The organism is Marinospirillum sp., assembly GCF_044810985.1.
GTDB lineage: Bacteria > Pseudomonadota > Gammaproteobacteria > Pseudomonadales > Halomonadaceae > Marinospirillum.
This window is the reverse complement of record NZ_CP085242.1, coordinates 1,465,643-1,490,737: the sequence shown is the minus strand read 5'-3', so window position 1 is coordinate 1,490,737 and position 25,095 is coordinate 1,465,643. Positions and strand designations below refer to the sequence as shown.

At 53.9% G+C, this 25,095-nt stretch carries 19 protein-coding genes and 1 CRISPR repeat array; of the genes, 13 read left to right on the top strand and 6 right to left on the bottom strand.

Features of this window, described 5'->3' with window-relative positions; genetic code table 11:
- Nucleotides 1-75: 75 nt before the first annotated feature.
- From cas3 to cas2e, 8 genes are all read left to right on the top strand, one after another.
- The gene (gene cas3, locus LG323_RS07160) at nucleotides 76-2,772 is read left to right on the top strand and encodes a CRISPR-associated helicase Cas3' (protein ID WP_404420025.1); all 2,697 of its coding nucleotides are present in this window, start codon (nucleotides 76-78) and stop codon (nucleotides 2,770-2,772) included.
- Between the two features lie 455 nt (nucleotides 2,773-3,227).
- Complete coding sequence (casA, locus tag LG323_RS07155) at nucleotides 3,228-4,820, top strand: type I-E CRISPR-associated protein Cse1/CasA (protein WP_404420024.1); 1,593 nt, start codon at nucleotides 3,228-3,230, stop codon at nucleotides 4,818-4,820.
- Nucleotides 4,817-5,422 (top strand): type I-E CRISPR-associated protein Cse2/CasB, encoded by a 606-nt coding sequence (gene casB, locus LG323_RS07150; protein WP_404420023.1) that lies wholly within the window; start codon nucleotides 4,817-4,819, stop codon nucleotides 5,420-5,422. Before casA ends, casB begins: the two co-directional genes overlap by 4 nt.
- 30 nt (nucleotides 5,423-5,452) lie before the next feature.
- Complete coding sequence (gene cas7e, locus LG323_RS07145; RefSeq protein WP_404420022.1) at nucleotides 5,453-6,490, top strand: type I-E CRISPR-associated protein Cas7/Cse4/CasC; 1,038 nt, start codon at nucleotides 5,453-5,455, stop codon at nucleotides 6,488-6,490.
- An 11-nt stretch (nucleotides 6,491-6,501) separates the two neighbouring features.
- Entirely contained in the window at nucleotides 6,502-7,254 is a 753-nt protein-coding gene (gene cas5e / locus LG323_RS07140) for a type I-E CRISPR-associated protein Cas5/CasD (protein ID WP_404420021.1), read from the top strand.
- Nucleotides 7,229-8,053, top strand: coding sequence for a type I-E CRISPR-associated protein Cas6/Cse3/CasE (cas6e, locus tag LG323_RS07135; RefSeq protein WP_404420020.1), 825 nt, complete (start codon nucleotides 7,229-7,231; stop codon nucleotides 8,051-8,053). The genes cas5e and cas6e overlap by 26 nt, the downstream gene beginning before the upstream one ends.
- A 12-nt stretch (nucleotides 8,054-8,065) precedes the next feature.
- On the top strand, nucleotides 8,066-8,983 hold the full coding sequence (gene cas1e, locus LG323_RS07130; RefSeq protein ID WP_404420019.1) for a type I-E CRISPR-associated endonuclease Cas1e: 918 nt from the start codon (nucleotides 8,066-8,068) through the stop codon (nucleotides 8,981-8,983).
- Nucleotides 8,984-8,985: 2 nt separating this feature from the next.
- A complete protein-coding gene (gene cas2e, locus LG323_RS07125) occupies nucleotides 8,986-9,279 on the top strand; it encodes a type I-E CRISPR-associated endoribonuclease Cas2e (RefSeq protein ID WP_404420018.1) in 294 nt (97 codons plus the stop codon).
- Nucleotides 9,280-9,363: 84 nt separating this feature from the next.
- A CRISPR array of direct repeats spans nucleotides 9,364-14,394; the repeat unit is 29 nt; unit sequence CTGTTCCCCGCACCTGCGGGGCTAAACCG.
- Between the two features lie 101 nt (nucleotides 14,395-14,495).
- Here the strand turns inward: cas2e and LG323_RS07120 are convergent.
- Nucleotides 14,496-14,729 (bottom strand): ATP-binding protein, encoded by a 234-nt coding sequence (locus LG323_RS07120; protein WP_404420017.1) that lies wholly within the window; start codon nucleotides 14,727-14,729, stop codon nucleotides 14,496-14,498.
- A gap of 104 nt (nucleotides 14,730-14,833) precedes the next feature.
- Here LG323_RS07120 and istA (LG323_RS07115) point away from each other — a divergent pair, with 104 nt between their 5' ends.
- Both istA (LG323_RS07115) and istB (LG323_RS07110) read left to right on the top strand, forming a co-directional pair.
- Nucleotides 14,834-16,375 (top strand): IS21 family transposase, encoded by a 1,542-nt coding sequence (gene istA / locus LG323_RS07115; RefSeq protein WP_404418318.1) that lies wholly within the window; start codon nucleotides 14,834-14,836, stop codon nucleotides 16,373-16,375.
- A 12-nt stretch (nucleotides 16,376-16,387) separates the two neighbouring features.
- Nucleotides 16,388-17,143, top strand: a complete 756-nt coding sequence (istB, locus tag LG323_RS07110; RefSeq protein ID WP_404416229.1) for an IS21-like element helper ATPase IstB — start codon at nucleotides 16,388-16,390, stop codon at nucleotides 17,141-17,143.
- A 96-nt stretch (nucleotides 17,144-17,239) separates the two neighbouring features.
- Here istB (LG323_RS07110) and istB (LG323_RS07105) read toward each other — a convergent pair whose 3' ends face one another.
- The 4 genes from istB (LG323_RS07105) to istA (LG323_RS07090) form a co-directional block, all read right to left on the bottom strand.
- Entirely contained in the window at nucleotides 17,240-17,842 is a 603-nt protein-coding gene (gene istB, locus LG323_RS07105) for an IS21-like element helper ATPase IstB (protein WP_404420016.1), read from the bottom strand.
- A complete protein-coding gene (istA, locus tag LG323_RS07100) occupies nucleotides 17,829-19,346 on the bottom strand; it encodes an IS21 family transposase (RefSeq protein WP_404416226.1) in 1,518 nt (505 codons plus the stop codon). The genes istB (LG323_RS07105) and istA (LG323_RS07100) overlap by 14 nt, the downstream gene beginning before the upstream one ends.
- Nucleotides 19,347-20,353: 1,007 nt before the next feature.
- Nucleotides 20,354-21,109, bottom strand: a complete 756-nt coding sequence (gene istB, locus LG323_RS07095) for an IS21-like element helper ATPase IstB (protein ID WP_404416229.1) — start codon at nucleotides 21,107-21,109, stop codon at nucleotides 20,354-20,356.
- A 12-nt stretch (nucleotides 21,110-21,121) separates the two neighbouring features.
- Nucleotides 21,122-22,663 carry an IS21 family transposase gene (gene istA / locus LG323_RS07090; protein ID WP_404418318.1) on the bottom strand — a complete coding sequence of 514 codons (1,542 nt, stop codon included), beginning with the start codon at nucleotides 22,661-22,663 and terminating at the stop codon, nucleotides 21,122-21,124.
- Nucleotides 22,664-22,767: 104 nt separating this feature from the next.
- Here istA (LG323_RS07090) and LG323_RS07085 point away from each other — a divergent pair, with 104 nt between their 5' ends.
- Nucleotides 22,768-23,061, top strand: a complete 294-nt coding sequence (locus LG323_RS07085) for a hypothetical protein (protein WP_404420015.1) — start codon at nucleotides 22,768-22,770, stop codon at nucleotides 23,059-23,061.
- Nucleotides 23,062-23,074: 13 nt separating this feature from the next.
- Nucleotides 23,075-23,317: a hypothetical protein gene (locus LG323_RS07080; protein WP_404420014.1), complete on the top strand. Its 243-nt coding sequence runs from the start codon at nucleotides 23,075-23,077 to the stop codon at nucleotides 23,315-23,317.
- Here the strand turns inward: LG323_RS07080 and LG323_RS07075 are convergent.
- Nucleotides 23,314-24,482, bottom strand: a protein-coding gene (locus LG323_RS07075) for an IS3 family transposase (RefSeq protein ID WP_404418845.1) whose coding sequence is annotated in 2 segments (ribosomal slippage) — nucleotides 23,314-24,230 and nucleotides 24,230-24,482 — 1,170 coding nt in all. Because the reading frame shifts where the segments join, the coding sequence is not laid out codon by codon here. The genes LG323_RS07080 and LG323_RS07075 overlap by 4 nt on opposite strands.
- A gap of 38 nt (nucleotides 24,483-24,520) precedes the next feature.
- Between LG323_RS07075 and LG323_RS07070 the strand changes: the two genes are divergently transcribed.
- Nucleotides 24,521-24,856, top strand: a complete 336-nt coding sequence (locus LG323_RS07070) for a hypothetical protein (RefSeq protein ID WP_404420013.1) — start codon at nucleotides 24,521-24,523, stop codon at nucleotides 24,854-24,856.
- Nucleotides 24,857-25,095 lie beyond the last annotated feature (239 nt).

Below are 25,095 nucleotides of genomic sequence, written 5' to 3'. Positions count from 1 at the left end.
CTAAATATCAGGGATTGCGGGGTTAACGAGAAAGCGGCAAGGTGATAAAAATAACTTCAACAACAGGGATAGCCCATGAGTTACTACCACTACTGGGGTAAGGCCGGAGAAGATAACTACCACTTGTTGCCCTACCACTGCCTGGATGTTGCTGCCGTAGCCTGGCACCTGCTGGGCGATTCATCTCAGTTACTTAAGGATCTCGCTGACTTACTGGAAATGGAACCTCAGGCATTAAGAAAACTACTGGTTTTTATTATTGCCCTGCACGATCTGGGAAAGTTTGCAGCAGCTTTTCAAAACCTCAAAAGCTATCCAGGCTCACTTCTTACCCAGTTAAAATGCAAAATGGTCTACGATGCTCAAAAGGCCAAACATGATCGCCTCGGTGCTTTTGTCTGGGAAAAAGTAGCACCAAAAAAAGGTCTCCTGGAGCCATTTCAATTAGGCTTCCTCAACCCTGAGTTTTTTACTGTTCGCCATCAGCGCCAAACTGTCAGCTTACTTATGGAAACCAGCTTTGGGCATCATGGGCAGCCTATTAGTATCAAAAGCCTCGCCCATTTTGACTTTTATTGCCATCCACAAAATTACCAGGATGCCGCAGACTTCACCCTGGAACTGGTTAACCTCTTGCAGCCTGCCTGGCCTGAAGAGCAGTTGCACAATAAAGATTGGCTTATCCGGCTCAAGCAAGCCAGTTGGTATCTTGCCGGGCTGATTACCTTGAGCGACTGGCTGGGTTCCAACACGGAATGGTTTCCCTACCAAACAGAGGAAATGCCTTTAGGCGATTACTGGGAAAAAACTCTGGAAAGAGCAAAGCAAGCTGTAGCCGCTACTGAGTTACAGCTACCTGTTCAGGTTAACCCTTTCCAATCCATCCAATCACATTTTGGCTTTGATGACCCCACACCTCTGCAGCTCTGGGCCGAGACCCTGACTCTGGACACTGGCCCTCAGTTATTCATTCTTGAAGATGTCACGGGTGCCGGAAAAACCGAAGCCGCTTTAACCCTCACCCACAGACTAATGGAGGCCAATGAAGCTGAAGGCTTTTATTTCGGTTTACCGACCATGGCTACCTCCAATGCCATGTTCAGCCGTGTCGCTGACCATTACCAGCAAATGCTGAAAACCACACAAGGTCAACCCAGCATTGTTCTGGCACACGGTGCCCGTGAAATGAATCAGGACTTTCAGGAAGCCTTGAAACTGAACCTTTCTGAAGATATGAATTATGCTCAGGGTGATGAAACAGCCTCTACTCATTGCAACCAATGGCTGGCTGATTCAAGAAAAACAGCACTGCTGGCTAATGTCGGTGTCGGCACCATCGATCAGGCTCTGATGGCTGTTTTGCCCATGAAACATCAAAGCCTTCGTCTGCTTGGCCTGCACCGTAAAATACTGATTTTTGATGAAGTTCATGCCGCTGACAGCTATATGTTTGAGCTGCTGGACAGCCTGCTGCGTGCCCATCTCCGCCAGGGCGGCAGTGCAATACTGCTGACAGCCACCCTGCCACTTTCCCAGCGTGAAAAACTCTGCCGAATCTGGCAAGAAGAAGCTGGACAGGTGCCCACTTCTTTACAAACTGAACACTTCCCCTTGGCTACACAAGTCAGTCTTACAGGGGAAATAAAAGAATTTGAGCTGGCCTCCCGCCCTTCAGTCTCGCGTGAAGTGCTGGTTGATTTTGTTTCCAGCCCCACCGAGGTGATTGAGCAGCTGGTTGCAGCCCACAAGCAGGGAAAGGCCTGTGTCTGGGTTCGCAACTCAGTAGATGATGCTTTGGAAGCCTACAATGAGCTATCCACACTTTTGAATTCTGAAGATGACTTGCTGCTCTTTCACAGCCGTTTTGCACTGTTAGATCGGAAAAATATCGAAAACCATGTGCTGGCCACCTTTGGAAAAGAATCAAGCGGCAAGGAGCGCCAGGGAAAAATCCTGATTGCCACCCAGGTTTTCCAGGAAAGCCTGGATGCCGATGCAGACCTGATGATCTCTGATCTCTGCCCTATTGATGACCTGATTCAACGTGCAGGGCGCTTGCACCGTCACACACGAGACCAGCAAGGCAGATTTATCAGAGCAGGCGATGATCAAAGAAAACAGCCCTTGCTACTGGTTCACGCCCCTGAATGGACAGCCACACCTGAAGAAGGTTGGTTGAGCTCCCAGCTACAAAACACCGAATACGTTTACCGCTCACCAGGGCGTTTGTGGCTCACTCAGAAAATACTGCGTGAACTGGGGGCGATTCGTATGCCTGAAGAAGCCAGATCCCTGATTGAAGCCGTTTATGGGTTGGCAGCCTACGATGCCATGCCTGAGTCTCTGAAGGATAAAGAAGATAAGTATTTCGGTGAGGAGCGCAGCAAAGCCAGTAAAGGAAAAAGTCTGAATCTCGATTGGGCAAAAGGATACAGCGAAAACAGTAACCGCGCCTGGATTGATCAGGATATCGAAGTGGGTACTCGCTTTGTTGATCAGGAAAGCGTGCAGGTGGTGCTTCTGAAAAGAAACGCCAAGGGCAAGATTGCTCTCTGGGCCGAACACCAGGAACACCCTGTGCAGCAAAGCCTGGTCAAGCTTCCGTTGAGGAAATACGCCTCCCAACTCGCTTTACTCAACTCCAATGACCATCAGGATTTTGAACAACTAGCCAGCCGCTACAAGCAGCTGAAATTTCTGCAACCCTGGCTGGCTGAAGAAGATCAAAACTTCAGCTACTCCGCCAGCCAGGGTGTGCAGAAACTAACTTAACCCCGCTGACGCGAGGAACATGAGGCTTTTTGCCTTCCGATCAGATAACCACATCGGTTTAGCTCCGGCATGCCGGAGAAGCGGCAAGCTTACTTAAAAACTTGCAACTCAGCAAAAGCCGATAAAAAATTTAATTTACGATTAGATAATCACATCTTATTGATTTATTCAAAACCGACTGCTAGCTTTTGGTCATCACTTCCTGAAGAGGCAACCGAAAATGTATCACTACTATGTCAACAACACCCCTCAATCCACCGGAGTTCACGAAGTGCACACCAGCGAGTGTAGGTTTTACTCTGAAATCAAGAGTAAGACTTACCTAGGTGCTTATGGCAGCTGCAGTGAAGCAGTTCGAGCAGCATCCTTTATTCAACCCAATGTGGACGGCTGTTACTACTGTTCTCTAGCTTGCCATACCCGCTAGGGACCTAAAAAATCCCAAGGAGTACGCAATGAATCTTCTAACCGATCCTTGGCTGTTCTACCGCTTTCACGATGGAAGGGAAGAGCAGCTACCACTAACAGCCTTGGTCAACCCCGAAGTTATTGACTTTGCCTTGCCTCGTAGTGACTTTCAGGGAGCTGCTTATCAGTTTGCCATCAGCCTGCTACAAACACTCATGGCACCAATAGATACGGATGAATGGCTGGATAGCTATCAATCACCTCCTGACCCGGACATCTTCACCAAAATCCTGAACAAAGCTGAACACGCTTTCAATCTGGTCGGTGATGGCCCTTTATTTATGCAGGATCTTGACCCCCTGACTGATATCAAGTCTTCCCCTGTGTCCGGTTTACTGATTGAAGCACCTGGCGGCAACACAATAAAGAACAACACTGATCACTTTATCAAGCGCGGAATTACCGAAGCTCTTTCACCTGAAATGGCCGCTTTGGCATTGTTTACTCTACAGATCAATGCACCTTCTGGCGGACAGGGCCATCGCGTGGGGCTGCGTGGTGGCGGCCCTTTGACGACTCTTGTCTTGCCCCAGGAAGAAAACACACCTCTCTGGCAGAAGCTCTGGCTGAATGTCATTCAGAAAGAAAAATGGGATTACCCTGAACCCGATTTAAGCAGCCCTGATGTTTTCCCCTGGCTGGGACCGACCAAAATCAGTAAAAACAAAAACACCGAAATCTATGAGCATGAAGTGCATCCACTCACCCACTACTGGGCCATGCCCCGCCGCATACGCCTCGAACTCACCGATGAAGAAGGCATTTGCCAGCTCAGCAGAAAAACCTCTACCCAACTGGTTAAAACCTATCGCACCAGCAACTACGGCAATAACTATGCGGGTACCTGGTCACATCCGCTGACCCACTATCGCAGCAACCCCAAAAAACCAGAGGAAGACCACCTTTCCACCAAAGGCCAGCCCGGCGGCATTCAATACAAGCAGTGGCAAAGCCTTTGTTTTATTGACAAAGAACAAGGCAACCTACCCGCAGCAGTTATCGCGCACTACTTTGATATTTCCAATGACTTAATGGAAGAGCTGGAGACTGAATGGAGTAAAGCACCCAGGCTATGGGCCTTTGGTTACGATATGGACAATATGAAGGCACGAGGCTGGTACGCCAGTGAGTTCCCTCTTTATCATTTAAACCCTGAAGTACGCGACAGGCAGATTCATATTATTCAAGACCTGCAAAAACTGGCTGAAGAAACCGCCTGGCAGCTACGCACCCAAATCAAGAATGCCTGGTTTGAAAAGCCTGGTGATGCCAAAGGCGACTTCAGTTTTATTGATCTGCAATTCTGGCAGGCCACCCAGGCTCCTTTCTTTACCACTGTGCAAGCCGTTTTAAAAAATCAGGATGGTTGGCTGGATAGTCAAGCTGCCAAAAACTGGATGCAGCAGCTTAGCCAGGCTGCCCATCAGATTTTTGATCAACAGGTATTAACCAATCTCTACCCTGATCGGGAAATGCACCGCAAGATCAAAGCACGCCGCCAGCTCAATGGCTGGCTGCATGGTGGCAAAACAGCCAAGCAATTCAAAAAGAATTACTGCCAACAGGAGGAGGTGGCATGAGTGAACCCAAAAAACAACGCTCTTTTTATGGAGAGCAGCAAGTTCTTAACTGGTGGCGCTCCATGAATGCATCACCTGATGAACTCAAGAAGGATAATATTCAGCCTGCCCCCACAGTTTGGCGGGCAGAGTTAAAACGTGCAGCCAGTCCGGATGCAGCCCTTTTAACTCAAGGTTTTCGAGGTTTATGGTTCAGATTGCCTCCTGATGCCTATCCGAACTTTTTAAAACCCGAGCACAAGATGCTGGCCTGGGGTGCCGTGGCAGGCCTTCTCAGCCATGTACGCCATTCATCTCCTGCACATAGCTTTGCCTACCAACTGGGTAAACCTGATGAACAAACAGATAAGCCGATCGTCAGTGAACTCCGGTTCCAACAGCTAATTGCCTCCAAGTCACCCGAAGATTTTTATCGCAGGCTGCAAAGAATCATTCACCAGATGAAAGGTGAACTGCCAGTTGTCCACCTCAGCCAAAGCATTCTGGAGTGGTTTGCCGAACACCTGAAAACCCAGCCCACCCCGGCAAATTTATCGGTCACTCTGCGTTGGGCGATGGATTATTACCAAGCGGCTGACAAGGCCTCTGCAAAAAACACCTGATTTTTAATTTTAAACACAAGGAGCAAGATCATGAGCCAATTCATTCAACTTCACCTGCTGACTGCCTACCCACCCTCCAACCTGAACCGTGATGATCTAGGACGCCCAAAAACTGCGCGTATGGGTGGTGTTGAACGTCTGCGTATCAGCTCACAAAGCCTGAAGCGTCACTGGCGCACTTCTGATTTATTTCAGGAGGCACTGGCAGGCCACATTGGCACCCGCACCAAACGCCTGGGTACAGAAGTTTTTAACAAGCTGACTGCTGGCGGCATCAAAGAGAAAAGCGCCAAGGAGTGGGCTACAGCCATTGCCGGACAATTTGGCAAGAGCAAGAAAGATAGTCTGGAAATTGAGCAGCTGGCCCATATCACCCCTGAAGAAATGCAGACTGTGGAAAAACTCGTCGATCAGCTGATCAGTGAAAATCGCGCTCCCACAGAGGAAGAAGTGAAACTGCTGCGCAAAGAATCTTCTGCTGTGGATATTTCACTTTTTGGCCGTATGCTGGCTTCCAGCCCTGATTTTAATGTCGAAGCAGCTTGCCAGGTTGCCCATGCTATCAGCGTGCATGGCGTGGCTGTTGAAGATGATTACTTCACTGCTGTTGATGATCTTAACAAGGGAGATGAAGACCGGGGTGCTTCCCACATTGGCGAGGCCGCTTTCGCTTCAGCTCTTTTCTATCAGTACATCTGCATCGACAAAAGCCAGTTGATTGACAACCTGAACGGTAATACAGAGCTTGCTGATCAGGCTCTTGCTTCTCTGGTCGAAGCAGCTGTCAAGGTCTCACCCACCGGCAAGCAAAACAGCTTTGCTTCACGCGCCTATGCATCCTACGTTCTAGCCGAAAAAGGCAGTCAACAACCCCGCTCGTTATCGGTTGCCTTTTTGAAACCAATTTACGGTGAAAATCAGGCTGAAGATGCTATCGCTGCGTTGGAAAAACAAAAGCAAAACTTTGATCAGGTCTATGGTGCCTGTTCAGATGCCAGCTACGCCTTGAACGCCCAAACTGCAGAAGGCAGCTTTGCTGAGCTCAAGAACTTTGTAACCAGCCAATAATCGGGTGACCTATGGATTATCTGGTTTTTCAACTCTATGGCCCTCTGGCAAGCTGGGGTGAGACAGCCATCGGTGAAAGCAGACCGACTGGCTTTCATCCTTCGCGCTCAGCCTTGCTGGGGCTGCTTGCTGCCTGCCTGGGTATTCCACGCGATCAGCAAGAGCAGCATGACCAACTGAGAGAAAGTTTAGGAGTTGCGGTTAAAACCTATCTTAGAGGCGGCCTGATGCGGGATTACCATACTGCTGAAGCACCCTCTCAGGATAGAAAAAGAACCTTCTACACCCGCAAGGATGAACTGAGTGCAGCTAAGCTGAACACCATTCTTTCAACTCGGGATTATCGAAGTGACGGCTACTGGGTGGTTGCTGTCTGGTGCAAAAAAGATAACTTCATTTCTCTAGAGAGGCTAAAGGAAAAGTTGGAGCAGCCTGTTTTCATACCCTACCTGGGACGTAAGGCCTGCCCTTTAGCTGCACCCTTTTTTCCTCAACAAATCACAGGCACTTTGAAAGAAGCGCTGGACACCCCCTTTCCTGCCTTGATTCCTTATGGTCAGACAACCTGGCTGAAACCTGCGGACTACCTGACCTACTCCTGGGAGGGCAAAGCTTCTGATCTGACCGGCGAATTGAATGAAGTGCAAAGCACCAGCGTCTGGGATGAACCAATCAGCCGAACCCCCTGGCAATTTGCTTCACGTCAGGAGCATCAATACATTGAAAAAGGAGGTCATCATGTATCTGACCAAGGCCAGGCTTAGCAATCACCCGCAAACGAGAAGCCAACGAGTTGAACTGATGCGGCAAGGTGCTTATGCCAGTCATCAACTGCTCTGGAAGCTTTTTCCACAGCAAAAGGAGCGTCCCTTCCTGTTTCGTCAGGAACAGGGTGATGGCTATTCAGCCCCCAAGGGTGAACCCTGTTTTTATCTGCTTTCTTCACATCTGCCAGAAAACCTTGATGGACTGGTGGAAACAGAAAGCAAACCCTTTCACCCACAATTACAGCAAGGTGATCAACTGGGCTTTACGATCAGGCTAAACCCAACGGTTTGCCGTGACAAAAAAAGGCACGATGTGCTGATGGATGCACGTCTCCAATGGCTCAAACAAGAAGCCGAACGGATGAGAATAAGCAGTCAGGGTGGTCAGGGCAACCTGAAAAACGAGCTTCTGGATCAAGCCAAGGATCAGGATATTGAACGTTGGCAAAAGCTGCTTTTAGAGCGGGTTAGTGAAGACAATATAGAAAACCTGCAAAGTCGCAAAGCTTTGTTGAACCAGGTTTTGCAAGCCTTGGCCGAGCAGGCTGCTAAAGACTGGTGGCAACAACGTCTGGAATCCATGGGTGTTAACCCGGATACTTCCAGCATCCAGCAAGTCAGTGGCTACCTGCAGCACCAACTACCCAGAAAAGCAAAAGAAGCCAGCTTCAGCAGTGTCGAGCTGACAGGACAACTGACACTGGAGCAGCCGGATCTTTTTCTGGAAAAAGTCAATGCAGGGATAGGTCGCGCCAAAGCCTTTGGCTGCGGTTTGATGCTGTTACGCCGTTGCTGAACAGGAGGTCACATGGCTTTTATTCCCCTCAAGCCCATTCCCATGAAAGATCGCTCTTCATTGATTTTTCTGAAATATGGGCAAGTTGATGTGCAAGATGGAGCCTTTGTACTCATCGACAAGACGGGTATCAGAACTCACATTCCTGTAGGTTCCATTGCCTGCATCATGCTGGAACCGGGAACACGAGTTTCTCATGCTGCCATTAAGCTGGCTGCCGATGTGGGTACCTTACTGGTTTGGGTTGGGGAAGCCGGGGTACGCCTTTATGCTTCAGGCCAGCCCGGTGGTGCCCGTTCGGACAAGCTGCTGTATCAAGCCAAACTGGCACTGGATGACGAACTTCGCCTGAAAGTCGTTCGTAAAATGTTTGAACTTCGTTTTGGTGAAGAAGCTCCCAGCCGCCGCTCTATTGACCAGTTGCGCGGTATAGAAGGTAGCCGTGTAAGAGCAACCTATAAAAATCTGGCTAGAGAGTATGGCGTTGAATGGCATGGAAGGCGTTATGACCCCAAGGACTGGGGCAAATCAGATACAGTCAACCAATGCCTGAGTGCCGCCACCTCTTGCCTTTATGGAATCACTGAAGCAGCAACCCTGGCTGCAGGCTATGCACCAGCCATCGGCTTTATACACAGTGGCAAGCCACTTTCTTTTGTGTATGACATTGCTGATATTATCAAATTTGATGACATCGTTCCGAAAGCCTTTGAGATAGCCAGCAAGAAACCCAAGTACCCGGATAGAGATGTACGCCTTGCCTGCCGGGATATCTTCAGAAAAACCAATACCCTGGCCAGATTGATTCCGCTTATTGAAGAGGTTCTGGCCGCAGGAGGCATAGAACCACCACCTCCCCCGGAGGATGCTCAGCCCATTGCAATACCCGAACCTACAGCTTTAGGTGAAGTTGGCCACAGGAGTGGATAACCATGAGCATGCTGGTCGTTGTCACTGAAAATGTCCCCCCTCGCCTGCGTGGTCGCCTGGCCATCTGGCTGCTTGAAGTCAGAGCGGGTGTTTATATCGGCGATGTATCCAGAAGAACCCGTGAAATGATCTGGAAGCAAGTCACTGAATTAGCGGAAGAAGGTAATGTTGTTCTTGCCTGGGCAACCAACACTGAATCCGGTTTTGAATTCCAAACCTTCGGAGAAAACAGACGCTTACCGGTGGATCTTGACGGCATGCGACTGGTTTCTTTTCACCCTCAGGAAAATCAGTAAGTTAGGGTTCTTTAAAAAAGCAGAAAAAACCGTAACCTAGCCCTGATTCTAAAAAGCCTTTAGAATCAAGCATGTCTATTTAGACTGTTCCCCGCACCTGCGGGGCTAAACCGACCTTGCGCCGGATCAGATCAAGGAAATCGAACTGTTCCCCGCACCTGCGGGGCTAAACCGCGTCTGCACCACTGACGCTTCGACAAGCTGCTCTGTTCCCCGCACCTGCGGGGCTAAACCGGCTTGGCCGGTGCCCAGGATACCCTCGGTCAGCTGTTCCCCGCACCTGCGGGGCTAAACCGTTGCCGAGTTGCAGGGGCTAGAGCTACCTGAGCTGTTCCCCGCACCTGCGGGGCTAAACCGGCTCCTGAGCCGCCGTGTTAGCCACGGGCACACTGTTCCCCGCACCTGCGGGGCTAAACCGCCCGTTTACGTCATGCCTGAGCCCCCCGGCTGCTGTTCCCCGCACCTGCGGGGCTAAACCGCTGGCCATCACTACCCAGCGAGCAGGTTTTGGCTGTTCCCCGCACCTGCGGGGCTAAACCGTACTCGACCCGCGCAGACCCGCTGCCGGTGTTCTGTTCCCCGCACCTGCGGGGCTAAACCGCTCGTACTTGTGGTGCGGTCTAGGCTCCTGAGCTGTTCCCCGCACCTGCGGGGCTAAACCGCTGGCAGTGGAGCGCATCAGCGGGGAGTTGCTCTGTTCCCCGCACCTGCGGGGCTAAACCGCTTAATCTCTAGCTCCGATATTCTCTGCTGGTCTGTTCCCCGCACCTGCGGGGCTAAACCGAGTGCTTGAGCGGTTTTACGACGCAGGCCTTGCTGTTCCCCGCACCTGCGGGGCTAAACCGTACAGCTAACCCGCCAGAAATACGACTGGGCAACTGTTCCCCGCACCTGCGGGGCTAAACCGCCTTATATTCCCTGGCTATTCCTGATGGGTCGCTGTTCCCCGCACCTGCGGGGCTAAACCGCTGACCTTGAGCAAGTGGCAGCCAGGCCAACGCTGTTCCCCGCACCTGCGGGGCTAAACCGCCTGCCCGGGAGCTGTCTTAGCGATTGCGTAACTGTTCCCCGCACCTGCGGGGCTAAACCGGCGTGCTGTCTGCATAAACCTGGATTTGCAGTCTGTTCCCCGCACCTGCGGGGCTAAACCGCATCACCCACCCTAACAGCAATAACCTGATTCCTGTTCCCCGCACCTGCGGGGCTAAACCGTGCAGCACTGATGCACTGAGTTTAACCCCCCGCTGTTCCCCGCACCTGCGGGGCTAAACCGACGCTGGATGTCCAGGCAAACATACCGGCGGTCTGTTCCCCGCACCTGCGGGGCTAAACCGCGCCGGTAATGCGCTTGCACAATCTCTGTCAGCTGTTCCCCGCACCTGCGGGGCTAAACCGCTCCTCGGAAATCTCGCGTCCCAGGTACTGAACTGTTCCCCGCACCTGCGGGGCTAAACCGCTCTGGGGAAACTGCTATTAGTCGCGCATTGGCTGTTCCCCGCACCTGCGGGGCTAAACCGTGCGCTGTTCGTTTTTGACGTTGGTGTGATCGCTGTTCCCCGCACCTGCGGGGCTAAACCGCGCGAACATTTTGCAGGACTGGCCCTGAATGGCTGTTCCCCGCACCTGCGGGGCTAAACCGCAACATCAGCAGTTTTTTACTCTGGCGGAAAACTGTTCCCCGCACCTGCGGGGCTAAACCGCGATGAGAGCGGAAAAAGAGGTCATGCAGGAACTGTTCCCCGCACCTGCGGGGCTAAACCGTTACGGAATATCTGGCTGTGACGGATTTGAAACTGTTCCCCGCACCTGCGGGGCTAAACCGTGCCGATTCGTTCGATTTTGAAACCGAAAGCTCTGTTCCCCGCACCTGCGGGGCTAAACCGCTGAATCTCTAGCTCCGATATTCTCTGCTGGTCTGTTCCCCGCACCTGCGGGGCTAAACCGCTTATCCTCACCCCATTCACAATCACCCACCACTGTTCCCCGCACCTGCGGGGCTAAACCGAAACTGACTTCCGGTTTTCGCCTGAGTCGGTACTGTTCCCCGCACCTGCGGGGCTAAACCGCAGTGGACAAACTACGACGCTGTTATTTTTGCCTGTTCCCCGCACCTGCGGGGCTAAACCGCCCCGACCCTCCAGATTGCGACCCCAGCCCACCTGTTCCCCGCACCTGCGGGGCTAAACCGCTGCCCCTTGAGTATGACGGCAAGAAGCGGGTCTGTTCCCCGCACCTGCGGGGCTAAACCGATTTGCATCCTGAAATAGGTTGGGATTACAGCCTGTTCCCCGCACCTGCGGGGCTAAACCGAGCGCTTTAACGTCCAGCGCAACCGGGCGCAACTGTTCCCCGCACCTGCGGGGCTAAACCGGAAAAAGAAATTTCTGGCTGGTCGCAGCCGGTCTGTTCCCCGCACCTGCGGGGCTAAACCGTTTGACCACAGGATGCGCTCGGCGGGGATGCCCTGTTCCCCGCACCTGCGGGGCTAAACCGATGCCGTATCGTCTACGATGTGCCAAAGAGAGCTGTTCCCCGCACCTGCGGGGCTAAACCGCCTTTAACCTTCGGCGTGCTCAGGCTGGCTGACTGTTCCCCGCACCTGCGGGGCTAAACCGCCATTACTGGGCACCTCCGCGAGATTTAGCAACTGTTCCCCGCACCTGCGGGGCTAAACCGTCCGACCTCATCAACCAGGGTGGCCAGGGTGCCTGTTCCCCGCACCTGCGGGGCTAAACCGGTCAGCGCATGGATGGGTGGTTTGACACGATACTGTTCCCCGCACCTGCGGGGCTAAACCGTGTAGTTTGTGCGTCTTGGATTGAGCTGAACACTGTTCCCCGCACCTGCGGGGCTAAACCGGGTTCTCAGGATCAGTGGCCTCGCCAACTTTACTGTTCCCCGCACCTGCGGGGCTAAACCGGGAGACTGGCAATGAATCTTAAACAGCGACTCCTGTTCCCCGCACCTGCGGGGCTAAACCGGAGAGGCCGACTACATTAGCGATATAGGCGGCCTGTTCCCCGCACCTGCCGGGCTAAACCGGCTTGAGTCTCGACACGACATCATCAACAACGCTGTTCCCCGCACCTGCGGGGCTAAACCGCGCCGGACTCTTGGCAGATGCAAATATCAACCCTGTTCCCCGCACCTGCGGGGCTAAACCGTGAGGGCGTGAGGCCATGACGGGACAGGCCGCCTGTTCCCCGCACCTGCGGGGCTAAACCGAAACAGGCTTGCTGTAGTCCGGCTGATTGTCGCTGTTCCCCGCACCTGCGGGGCTAAACCGGTTGTTGTGTATGACCCAACCTGGTCAGTCAACTGTTCCCCGCACCTGCGGGGCTAAACCGGCGTTTTCGCCTTGGGTTTTAGTCTCTGCTGTCTGTTCCCCGCACCTGCGGGGCTAAACCGTGCCCCCGGTGTTCATGCAGGGTGGCGGTAGTCTGTTCCCCGCACCTGCGGGGCTAAACCGGGTGACAGGGACGAATGGACGATGGCGCGAACCTGTTCCCCGCACCTGCGGGGCTAAACCGGTCAGAAAAAAATAGGTGGTAACTCGGTGGTACTGTTCCCCGCACCTGCGGGGCTAAACCGCGCGGCTGGTCGGTGCGTCTGCACTCAAGCCGCCTGTTCCCCGCACCTGCGGGGCTAAACCGGATGCAGGCCTTCCCCAGCCCGGAAAATCTGCCTGTTCCCCGCACCTGCGGGGCTAAACCGCCGGAAATACGGCGGCATGAACTCATGGTCCGCTGTTCCCCGCACCTGCGGGGCTAAACCGCACAGCATCCAGCGCGGAAGCAAGAGCTTGACCTGTTCCCCGCACCTGCGGGGCTAAACCGCCGCTGAGCTCGGTGTTATGGCGCGTGATGGCCTGTTCCCCGCACCCGCGGGGCTAAACCGCCCAGAACATCGTCATTAACATTCCCCCTGGCCTGTTCCCCGCACCCGCGGGGCTAAACCGGTGGTATTTGCTGATTTTCTTGTAGTGCCCACCTGTTCCCCGCACCCGCGGGGCTAAACCGGTCGGGCAGGGCCGCAGTTTGCAATCGCAATGCTGTTCCCCGCACCCGCGGGGCTAAACCTCATGCCAGAATACTACGAAGATGAAAACGGCTCTGTTCCCCGCACCCGCGGGGCTAAACCGCTGTCGCCATGGTTTCCACATCACGAAATGGCCTGTTCCCCGCACCCGCGGGGCTAAACCGGCTTCGGATTTCATCCTGGCCTTTTTTTGTCGCTGTTCCCCGCACCCGCGGGGCTAAACCGATATGCGCCGGTCAACGGGTAGAGACTGGGGTCTGTTCCCCGCACCCGCGGGGCTAAACCGTCTTTAATGAGCTGGGATTTTTCGTTAATCTGCTGTTCCCCGCACCCGCGGGGCTAAACCGACGATCTGAAAAGCCTGATGGCGAAAGTGAAACTGTTCCCCGCACCCGCGGGGCTAAACCAGGGCCATCAACAAACGGTAGCCTAAAAAGGCTGTTCCCCGCACCCGCGGGGCTAAACCGCGTTTAACTGGTCAGTCAGCCAGATTGCCAGACTGTTCCCCGCACCCGCGGGGCTAAACCGCGCCAGATCTTCATCGCCAAACAATACCCGAGCTGTTCCCCGCACCCGCGGGGCTAAACCGTTACCACACAAACGAAAAAAGCCCGCCAATGACTGTTCCCCGCACCCGCGGGGCTAAACCGCGCAATGGGTCAGGCGCGGTATGAGTGGAACACTGTTCCCCGCACCCGCGGGGCTAAACCGCCTTGGTGGGTGTAGTCCTGGCAGCTGATGCACTGTTCCCCGCACCCGCGGGGCTAAACCGCGTTCCAGATCGGCATAGGTGGCTTCAGTGATCTGTTCCCCGCACCCGCGGGGCTAAACCGCTTGGCTTTTCTTTCAGCCAGGATGGTTTCAACTGTTCCCCGCACCCGCGGGGCTAAACCGTGATTCAGCCCACCTTCCGCCACTGAATTGGCCTGTTCCCCGCACCCGCGGGGCTAAACCCCGCACTCAATAACTTCATCGGCTATCAGCTCACTGTTCCCCGCACCCGCGGGGCTAAACCGAGCGTATCTTCAAAGCTATACACCACACTATCCTGTTCCCCGCACCCGCGGGGCTAAACCGCAGCCTGCTGGGAATGGCAGATTGAAAACCTGCTGTTCCCCGTGTCAATGGCCATTTATTTTGACCCACCTTTGGCCAATAAAATTGACCCACCTGGTGCGTTAGTTGGTTAACTTTTCTTTCAGTCGATAGCTTTCTCCTCCCAGCATGAAGATGTGTGAGTGATGGATAATCCGGTCTACGATGGGTATGGCCACATTGTCGTTATGGAAGAACTCTCCCCAGTCGGTGAAGTCCTTGTTGGTGGTCAGGATTGCGTATTCCAGACCAAGCCTGCCACTGATTCCAGACGAAAGCTGCCACCCATTCCACGCGAAGCCTGCCACTGATTCCACGGCAAAGCTGCCACCTGAGCAGTGAGCCTGAATCTCCCTTTTTTGATGCTCCCTGCGGGATAACTAACCGGTAATCTGACTTCATTTCATTCGGAGATGAGCAGATGCCAGCCAAGAGGTTATCCATGCGTAAGATTAAAGAAGTCCTGCGTCTCAAATGGGACAGGGGGCTCAGTAACCGGCAGGTTGCTGCAACCTGTGGTATCAGTCGCCCGACTGTGAGCGAGTATCTGCGACGTTTTTCAGAAGCGGGTCTGAACTGGCCCTTGCCCGCTGAGATGGATGAGTCCAGGTTGGAGCAGAAGCTGTTTCCTCCAGCGCCTGACTTGCCTGCTCAGGCCAGAGGCCTACCTGATTGGCAGCAGATCCATCAGGAGCTTAAATTCCCTAAAACCACCCTCTTCCTGCTGTGGCAGGAGTACCGTGCGGCCAATCCTGAGGGTTATCAATACAGCTGGTTCTGTGATCACTATCGGAGCTGGCAAGGCAAGTTGGATCTGGTGATGCGTCAGAATCACCGAGCCGGTGAAAAGCTCTTTGTGGATTATGCAGGTCAGACAGCCCCCGTCATTGATCCCAACACAGGCGAGATCCGTGAAGCTCAGATTTTTGTTGCGGTCATGGGGGCATCCAATTACACCTTTGCTGAAGCCACCTGGTCGCAGAAGCTGCCAGACTGGATCCACTCTCACATTCGTGCCTTTGAGTTCCTGGGTGGTGTGCCTGAGCTCGTGGTTCCAGACAATCTGAAATCCGGTGTCACCAAGGCTCACCGGTATGAACCCGATCTGAACCCAACCTACCAGGACATGGTCTCCCATTATGGGGTCTCGGTTGTGCCTGCACGGGTTCGTAAACCCCGCGACAAGGCCAAAGCTGAAGGCGGTGTGCTGATCGTTGAACGCTGGATCCTGGCGGCCCTGCGACACCGACAACACTTCTCTCTGGGTCAGTTAAACGCTTCCATCCGCGAACTGCTCACCCTGCTGAATCAGCGCCCCTTCCGCAAACTGCCTGGCAATCGCCAGGAGCACTTTGAAACCATCGATCGTCCGGCTCTACAGCCCCTGCCTGCGGAACCCTACACCTATGCCCAGTGGAAGAAGGCACGAGTCCACATGGACTACCACGTAGCCTTTGAGGGGCACTATTACTCGGTTCCTTGCAGCCTGGTAAAAAAGGAGGTGGAGCTGAGAGTCACTGAATACACCCTTGAGGTCTTTTATCGAGGCCAGCGCGTTGCCAGCCATCAGCGCAGTGCCCATAAGGGTCGTCATACCACGGTGACCGCACACATGCCTGAAGCCCACCGCCAGGCCGGTGAATGGACCCCCGAGCGACTGGTGAAATGGGCTGCGAAAACGGGCCCGGCAACCGAGCAGATGATTATCAAGGCGCTTGCGCATCGCAAGCACCCTCAACAAGCTTACCGAGCCTGTCTGGGGATCCTGAGGCTGGGCAAGGCCTACAGTGAGAAACGGCTGGAGTCAGCCTGCCAAAGAGCCCTGATGCTGGGTAGCTACCGCTACAAAAGCATCGAATCCATCCTCAAGCACCGGCTGGATGAGCAACCGCTGGACATCCAGGAAGAGCTCTCCCTACCGGATCAGCACGACAATATTCGTGGCCCTGCCTACTACCATTAAAGGATCTTCATCATGTTAAAACACCCCACTCTGGACAAACTCCACGCCCTCAAACTCAATGGCATGGCAGCGGCTCTAACCGACCTGTCCCTCACACCTGAAAGCGAACAAATGAGCTTTGAAGAGCGACTGGGCCTACTGGTGGATCGAGAGATGACCGAGCGAGAAAACCGGCGCATGAGCAGTCGATTAAGGCGAGCCAAACTCCGGCACACGGCCAGCCTTGAGGACATTGACTATCGCAGTCCGCGGGGGCTGGACCAGGGACTCATTCAATCCCTGGGGAGCTGTCAGTGGATCAAGGAGCACCTGAATCTACTGATCACAGGGCCAACCGGTGTGGGCAAAACCTGGCTGGCTTGCGCTCTGGCACACAAAGCCTGTCGAGAAGGCTACACCGCCCAGTATGTTCGCCTGAACCGATTGTTCCACGAGCTATCCGTAGCCAAGGGTGATGGTCAATACCCCCGCCTGCTCGCCAACCTGGCCAAGGTTGATGTGCTGCTTCTGGACGACTGGGGACTCATGAAGATGACCGCAGAAAACCGTCGGGACCTGTTGGAAGTCATGGAGGATCGACAAGGCCGACGTTCAACTATCGCCACAAGCCAGCTGCCCGTTGAGGAATGGCACGGTGTCATCGGTGATGCCACCCTGGCTGATGCGATCCTGGATCGACTGGTACACAACGCCTACAAGATCAATTTAAGAGGGGAATCAATGAGAAAAAAGCGAAAAAAGTTGACTGAAAACCCACCTTCGGAATAACAATGAAAACCCCGCATTGAGCATCACCTGGGGTGGCAGCTTTGCCGCGGTCCGGGTGGCAGCTTTGAAATGGAATGGGTGGCAACCTTCAGCGGTTTACGCAGTCAGGATGATGGAGCGGTACTCATACAGGCTGTTGACCAGTTGGAAGAGGTTATAGCGGGACTGGCGGCTCATGGGCAGGTATCCCAGCTCATCAATGATCAGCAGGTCGTTTTTGGCCAGCAGGCTGATCCGCTTTTTCAGTTCACCGCGTTTTTCAGCCAGTTCCAGCTCTTCCACCAGGGTCATGGCCGTTTTGAACAGCACCTTGTAACCGGCTTCGATGGCTTTGTAGCCCAGGCCAATGGCCAGGTGGGTTTTGCCCACTCCCGGTGGCCCGATGAACACCAGGTTCTGGCGCTGATCCAGGAAGTTGAAGTCCAGCAGCGCACTGATCTGGCGTTTATTGATGGTGGTCTGGTGACGATAGTCGAAGTCATCCAGGCGCTTTTCCATCGGGAAGTGAGCTTGTTTGAAGTGACGCTGGATGCGTTTTTGATCGCGTTCTTTCAGCTCATAGCCCATCAGGTGGTCGATACACTGTAGATAAGACCAGTCATTACTTTCAGCTTCACCGAGCAGCTGAGGGAGCTGTTGAGCCATCCAGGTCAGCCTCAGGCTTTTGCAGCGGGCGCGGGTTTGTTCAAGCTGCCCCATGGGTCACCTCCTGGCCACTGGACTGGCCAAGTCGCTGGTAAGCCGAGAGGTCTACATGGTTGGCCGAAGTAGCCTCTGGCAGACCGTGATCTGGATAACGCCCTTTGCTCCGCGCCTGACGTTCCGCCTCCAGGTAGCGTTTGATCTTGCCAGCGGTAATGCCGGGCCGCTCGGCCAGCTGCACAAGCAGCTTTCGATCTTCCGGCTCCAGGTGAGCCAGGATGGATTTCAGGGCAACCAGCTGATCCTTGACGACTCTAGGCTCTGAGCGCCTGATCTGCTGGCAGAGTGTCTGACCCAGAGCCTTTCCCAGCATTTGACTGATTTCGGTCTCCAGCTGCGCCACCCGAGCTTCCCTGTCCCGGTAGTGGTTGTTGTTCTTGATGATGCGCCCCTTTTCCAGGCACAGGGTATGTTCGGCCAGGGTCTCACCAGTGTTTAGGTCGGTAATGACCAGACGGCCTTCCTGCTGCATTACACCGACCTGAGATTGCTGCCAGGCCAGAGGCACGGAGTATTTATTGGCTTGGTAGCTGATCAGACCGGTTTTATCCGCACGACGAGTTTCAATCGCCGAAGGCTGACGAAGACTGCTGGGGGCCAGGTAAGGCTTCAGCTGAGTTCGTTCTTCGGCCATAAAAACGGTGTGGGGGATCTGGCCGGTGGTGCCATGCTCACGACGGTTGGCCACTTCATCCAGCCAGTTTTGCAGATGGTCTCTCACGGCTTGTTGACAGGTGAAGTGTTCGCCATAAAAGCAGTCCTGCTTGACGTATTTGACCCCAGCTTCCACCTTGCCCTTGCTCTGGGGGTCATAGCCTTCACAGGCATGGATTCTAAAGCCTGCGGTGGTGGCATACTGGTAAAAGCGCTGGTTGGCCTCGATTTCCCGGTATTGCTCCTTGATCACCACCAGCTTGGTCTGGTCATAAACACACTCTTCGGTGATGCCGCCAAAATACCGGAAGGCTTCATCATGCAGTTGAATAAAGGCCTGGGTATCAAGGGGCTGGAAGCTCAGGCCCACATACATCAGACGCGAGAAAGAGAGCACGAAGACAACAAAGTGAAGGGTGACCTCCTGATCACCGACCCGAACGCCTCGCAGCTCGCCGGGATCAACCTGACATTGAACACCGGCCACATCATCAATAATGGGTTCAAAGTAGCGAACCTGAGCTACAGCCACTTCCTGGCGCAGCTGTTGAATATAACGGCGCAAACTTCGATCAGATGCAGGGATGGAGCCATATTTAGTACGCAGCTTACGAGCAACCTTCACCGCACTCAGCTTGGGGAACTCACCCAGTAGGTACACCAGATAACTGCGGTAATCATCCAGCTTTTTGCTGCGACTGGGGTCTGATTGCTGACCTTGAATGGCTTCTTCCGATAGACGCAGATACTTGCGAACGGTATTGCGAGAGATGGACAACTGCTTACTGATGGCTCGGACGGAAAGACCCTGGCCGTTGTCGTGTAGTGCTTTGATTTTATGAATCACAACCCACTCCTTCAAAACCCTTCCCCTTAATCATCATCGTTGAGGGAAGGTACTGGTTTTGGTGGCCAAAGCCACCTTGGGGGTGGGTCAAAATTAATGGCCAGAAGCGGGTCAGTTTAGTTGGCCATTAACAAGGCTGTCCAAAAACGGAACAGGGCCGAAATTGGACAAGCGCGAAGTGGCGGAATATACCAAAATCGCTCCAGGAGCGAAAATGGTACGCCAGAAGACTGCCCTGGGGAAAAACGAAACAAGCGCGAAATTCCCCACCTGCGATTACCCACACCTTAGGATTAAACATCCTTCTAACTTGTTGAAGCATGGACGCCTCATTAGGTCAGGCTCACAGCCTGCACCTTGTAAGCCCAGCGTAAGACCCCGAATACCTAGCGCACATCTGCGCCCTGGGGCTGCTGGATTACTAAACCGGCATCACCTGCCACTCCCTTTGTTTTCGACTTTCTACACAGCTTTCAGGAGCAACCCAATGTACACCCCAGATTGTCGGGCATACCTGCGACACGACAGAACAGCTACGACCAAGCAAATCAGGCTTAGCGCCCGTCATTGGTCACTCATAGAGAATACCCAGCGCCAGCTTTCAGCCAGCCTCAAGGTTCCCCGCGTTTCCCGTCCTGTGGCCCTGCGTCACATCCTAGAGGAAGCAGAGAAGGCCGGTATCTGTTCACAATTAACCATTAACCAAAAGGAACACACAGCATGACTCTAGGTATCAACGGTAACCCCTACGCCTCCTCTGAGGCTCCCCAGCCGCAAGCAGAGCAGACTAACCCCTACGCCCTGACCCCAGAGGAACAGGCCCGCTGGGACGCTTGGGAGGCAATGGAGGCGGATGATAAAGGAGCGTATCTACACCAAGCACATCAAGACTTGGTCAGCAATGTGCGTAAACCGCTGAAGGTTGCCACCCATTCCATTTCAAAGCTGCCACCCGGACCGCGGCAAAGCTGCCACCCCAGGTGATGCTCAATGCGGGGTTTTCATTGTTATTCCGAAGGTGGGTTTTCAGTCAACTTTTTTCGCTTTTTTCTCATTGATTCCCCTCTTAAATTGATCTTGTAGGCGTTGTGTACCAGTCGATCCAGGATCGCATCAGCCAGGGTGGCATCACCGATGACACCGTGCCATTCCTCAACGGGCAGCTGGCTTGTGGCGATAGTTGAACGTCGGCCTTGTCGATCCTCCATGACTTCCAACAGGTCCCGACGGTTTTCTGCGGTCATCTTCATGAGTCCCCAGTCGTCCAGAAGCAGCACATCAACCTTGGCCAGGTTGGCGAGCAGGCGGGGGTATTGACCATCACCCTTGGCTACGGATAGCTCGTGGAACAATCGGTTCAGGCGAACATACTGGGCGGTGTAGCCTTCTCGACAGGCTTTGTGTGCCAGAGCGCAAGCCAGCCAGGTTTTGCCCACACCGGTTGGCCCTGTGATCAGTAGATTCAGGTGCTCCTTGATCCACTGACAGCTCCCCAGGGATTGAATGAGTCCCTGGTCCAGCCCCCGCGGACTGCGATAGTCAATGTCCTCAAGGCTGGCCGTGTGCCGGAGTTTGGCTCGCCTTAATCGACTGCTCATGCGCCGGTTTTCTCGCTCGGTCATCTCTCGATCCACCAGTAGGCCCAGTCGCTCTTCAAAGCTCATTTGTTCGCTTTCAGGTGTGAGGGACAGGTCGGTTAGAGCCGCTGCCATGCCATTGAGTTTGAGGGCGTGGAGTTTGTCCAGAGTGGGGTGTTTTAACATGATGAAGATCCTTTAATGGTAGTAGGCAGGGCCACGAATATTGTCGTGCTGATCCGGTAGGGAGAGCTCTTCCTGGATGTCCAGCGGTTGCTCATCCAGCCGGTGCTTGAGGATGGATTCGATGCTTTTGTAGCGGTAGCTACCCAGCATCAGGGCTCTTTGGCAGGCTGACTCCAGCCGTTTCTCACTGTAGGCCTTGCCCAGCCTCAGGATCCCCAGACAGGCTCGGTAAGCTTGTTGAGGGTGCTTGCGATGCGCAAGCGCCTTGATAATCATCTGCTCGGTTGCCGGGCCCGTTTTCGCAGCCCATTTCACCAGTCGCTCGGGGGTCCATTCACCGGCCTGGCGGTGGGCTTCAGGCATGTGTGCGGTCACCGTGGTATGACGACCCTTATGGGCACTGCGCTGATGGCTGGCAACGCGCTGGCCTCGATAAAAGACCTCAAGGGTGTATTCAGTGACTCTCAGCTCCACCTCCTTTTTTACCAGGCTGCAAGGAACCGAGTAATAGTGCCCCTCAAAGGCTACGTGGTAGTCCATGTGGACTCGTGCCTTCTTCCACTGGGCATAGGTGTAGGGTTCCGCAGGCAGGGGCTGTAGAGCCGGACGATCGATGGTTTCAAAGTGCTCCTGGCGATTGCCAGGCAGTTTGCGGAAGGGGCGCTGATTCAGCAGGGTGAGCAGTTCGCGGATGGAAGCGTTTAACTGACCCAGAGAGAAGTGTTGTCGGTGTCGCAGGGCCGCCAGGATCCAGCGTTCAACGATCAGCACACCGCCTTCAGCTTTGGCCTTGTCGCGGGGTTTACGAACCCGTGCAGGCACAACCGAGACCCCATAATGGGAGACCATGTCCTGGTAGGTTGGGTTCAGATCGGGTTCATACCGGTGAGCCTTGGTGACACCGGATTTCAGATTGTCTGGAACCACGAGCTCAGGCACACCACCCAGGAACTCAAAGGCACGAATGTGAGAGTGGATCCAGTCTGGCAGCTTCTGCGACCAGGTGGCTTCAGCAAAGGTGTAATTGGATGCCCCCATGACCGCAACAAAAATCTGAGCTTCACGGATCTCGCCTGTGTTGGGATCAATGACGGGGGCTGTCTGACCTGCATAATCCACAAAGAGCTTTTCACCGGCTCGGTGATTCTGACGCATCACCAGATCCAACTTGCCTTGCCAGCTCCGATAGTGATCACAGAACCAGCTGTATTGATAACCCTCAGGATTGGCCGCACGGTACTCCTGCCACAGCAGGAAGAGGGTGGTTTTAGGGAATTTAAGCTCCTGATGGATCTGCTGCCAATCAGGTAGGCCTCTGGCCTGAGCAGGCAAGTCAGGCGCTGGAGGAAACAGCTTCTGCTCCAACCTGGACTCATCCATCTCAGCGGGCAAGGGCCAGTTCAGACCCGCTTCTGAAAAACGTCGCAGATACTCGCTCACAGTCGGGCGACTGATACCACAGGTTGCAGCAACCTGCCGGTTACTGAGCCCCCTGTCCCATTTGAGACGCAGGACTTCTTTAATCTTACGCATGGATAACCTCTTGGCTGGCATCTGCTCATCTCCGAATGAAATGAAGTCAGATTACCGGTTAGTTATCCCGCAGGGAGCATCAAAAAAGGGAGATTCAGGCTCACTGCTCAGGTGGCAGCTTTGCCGTGGAATCAGTGGCAGGCTTCGCGTGGAATGGGTGGCAGCTTTCGTCTGGAATCAGTGGCAGGCTTGGTCTGGAATACGCAAGCAATGACACTTTCGCTTCAGAAGCATATTGGAATCAAATCAACGGTGACGTTTGTACGCAGCGTCTTGCTGGTGGTGGTGCGGTGGTGGGCGGTGCTATCCGTCCTGATGCACTGGTAACCATTGGTGGCCTGGAGATGACAGTACAACAAGCGGTAGACACAGGGTTACGCCCTGCCTCAATGATTGGTCACCAAACTGGCTCAGACTAAGGAGTAAAATTGGATGGATATTAAACAAGTGAAAGAAGTGCTGGGCGCGATTGGTTGCCCGGTAAAAGGTAATGACCTACAAGCCCTACTCGACAACCTTCACGACACCTACGGGCCTCAAGTTGTTGGTAGCTCTGTGCGACACCTGGGCCTTGCTGACCCTCTGTACGTTAAGGCGGGCGAAGTGGCCTTTATGGTGGACAATGAGCAAGACTTGATTACTGACGTGGTCAAGGTTTTTGTGACACCCAGTTAAGCCGCCTCTTTCACTTCCGACCACTGCTGCTCAAAATGATTTGGGCTCATATAGCCCAGATAGGAGTGCAGCCGCCTGCCGTTATAGAACATACTGATGTACTCCAGAATGTCCTGTTGGGCTTCATGGCGTGTCTGGTAACTCCTCCAGTGCACCCGCTCCTGCTTCAGGCTGCCAAAGAAGCTTTCCACAACAGCATTGTCCCAACAGTCACCTTTCCTGCTCATGCTGCCTCGGATGCCGTGGGCTTTCAGTAAACGTCGGAACGCTTTGCTGGCATACTGGGAACCCCGATCCGAATGGTGGATTAACCCGGCCTGGGGTTGTCGTTGCCACAGAGCCATCTGCAAGGCATCGCAAACAAGCCTCGACTTCATTCTTGAACTCATGCTCCAGCCCACCACCCGGCGTGAACACAGGTCGATGACAACAGCCAGGTAAAGCCAGCCTTCCTGCGTCCAGATGTAGGTTACATCGGAGGCATAAGCCTGGTCAGGCTGAGGCACATCAAACTTGCGCTTGAGCAGGTTGTCGAAGACCGGATGACCATGGTTGCTGTTGGTCGTGGCCTTGTATTTCCTGCGCTGACGGGCCTGAACACCCGCCTCACGCATTAGTTTTCTGGCCTTGCTTCGGCTCACCGGGTAGCCGAGTGCATTGAGTGCTCGCTGCATTCGACGGCTACCATAGACATAGCCTGCACTCTCGGCAATGTTCTTGACCTCTTCCAGCATTTCCTGACGCAAAGGGTTATCCGGGCCATTCTCCAGACGCTTCTGGTACTGGTAATAGCCATTGCGACTGACACCCAATACCTGACACTGCAGGCTGATGGGGTAGGCATTCTTGTGCTGGGTGATGAACGAATATTTTATTTCGTTTCGGCTGCAAAGAATGCCGTCGCCTTTTTTAATATATCTCTTTCCATTTCAAGGCGTTTGACCTGGGCCTTGAGCTTTCTGAGTTCTTCCTGCTCGGGGGTCAGCTTGCCATTACCACGAAAGGACTGACCCTCATCAGACCGGTGTTCCTGCACCCAGCGCCCCAGCATCTGGGAGTTGATGCCCAGGCTTCTTGCGGCTTCAGTTCGGGTGTAATTCTGTTCAAGCACCAGACTGATGGCATCCAGTTTGAATTCTTTGGAGTATTTCTTGCGTGTTGTCATTGCTTTCACCTCAGTTAAGTTGATTATGCTTAACTGGGTTGTACAAATCCATTAGACCACCTCATACTGCCTGTATCCGCATCAAGTCTAACCTGAAGCAGCAGGAAGCAGCCCAACCGATTGTCATTGAAGCAGACCAGAAATCGAGGCGTATCACGGATTTAGTGAAGGTCATTAACTACGAAGTGTCAGAAGCCGAGAACCTGGGACGTGACCTGAGTGCAGTACACCCCAGCTACTTGGTTGAAGGTGCTGAAGGCCGCAAGCCCCTACGCAATCACCAGGCTATACTTGATGACCTGTTGGCCCAAGATGACACCCGCAACCTACAGGCCGCCAAAGCCCTACAGACGTTGTTTGTCTATAAGCGCTAGGTAGCCCTATGCCTGACACTAAGAAGCTCTCAGACGCGCTTAGGCTTGGCAGAAGGCGGTTAAAGGAGCGGGAAGAGTGCAGGGCCAAGGCTAGGCATAGAGCTTACTTGCGGTCACTGAATCGCCATGCAGAGGCAGACTTCACGCACTTAACCAATTATGACCAACTCCCTGGCAGTTTAAGGCAAGCCTTCATAGCAAGATATTAAGCAATACCAGCCCGACACCAAGACTACGCT

Excerpts from the sequence above, each read along its gene's own strand:
- cas1e (WP_404420019.1), top strand. The coding sequence starts at position 8,066 with ATGGCTTTTATTCCCCTCAAGCCCATTCCCATGAAAGATCGCTCTTCA.
- cas5e (WP_404420021.1), top strand. The coding sequence starts at position 6,502 with ATGGATTATCTGGTTTTTCAACTCTATGGCCCTCTGGCAAGCTGGGGT.
- casB (WP_404420023.1), top strand. The coding sequence starts at position 4,817 with ATGAGTGAACCCAAAAAACAACGCTCTTTTTATGGAGAGCAGCAAGTT.
- istA (WP_404418318.1), bottom strand. The coding sequence starts at position 22,663 with ATGCCAGCCAAGAGGTTATCCATGCGTAAGATTAAAGAAGTCCTGCGT.
- LG323_RS07080 (WP_404420014.1), top strand. The coding sequence starts at position 23,075 with ATGGATATTAAACAAGTGAAAGAAGTGCTGGGCGCGATTGGTTGCCCG.
- cas6e (WP_404420020.1), top strand. The coding sequence starts at position 7,229 with ATGTATCTGACCAAGGCCAGGCTTAGCAATCACCCGCAAACGAGAAGC.
- cas2e (WP_404420018.1), top strand. The coding sequence starts at position 8,986 with ATGAGCATGCTGGTCGTTGTCACTGAAAATGTCCCCCCTCGCCTGCGT.
- istB (WP_404420016.1), bottom strand. The coding sequence starts at position 17,842 with ATGGGGCAGCTTGAACAAACCCGCGCCCGCTGCAAAAGCCTGAGGCTG.
- casA (WP_404420024.1), top strand. The coding sequence starts at position 3,228 with ATGAATCTTCTAACCGATCCTTGGCTGTTCTACCGCTTTCACGATGGA.
- istB (WP_404416229.1), top strand. The coding sequence starts at position 16,388 with ATGTTAAAACACCCCACTCTGGACAAACTCCACGCCCTCAAACTCAAT.
- cas3 (WP_404420025.1), top strand. The coding sequence starts at position 76 with ATGAGTTACTACCACTACTGGGGTAAGGCCGGAGAAGATAACTACCAC.
- istA (WP_404418318.1), top strand. The coding sequence starts at position 14,834 with ATGCCAGCCAAGAGGTTATCCATGCGTAAGATTAAAGAAGTCCTGCGT.
- istB (WP_404416229.1), bottom strand. The coding sequence starts at position 21,109 with ATGTTAAAACACCCCACTCTGGACAAACTCCACGCCCTCAAACTCAAT.
- cas7e (WP_404420022.1), top strand. The coding sequence starts at position 5,453 with ATGAGCCAATTCATTCAACTTCACCTGCTGACTGCCTACCCACCCTCC.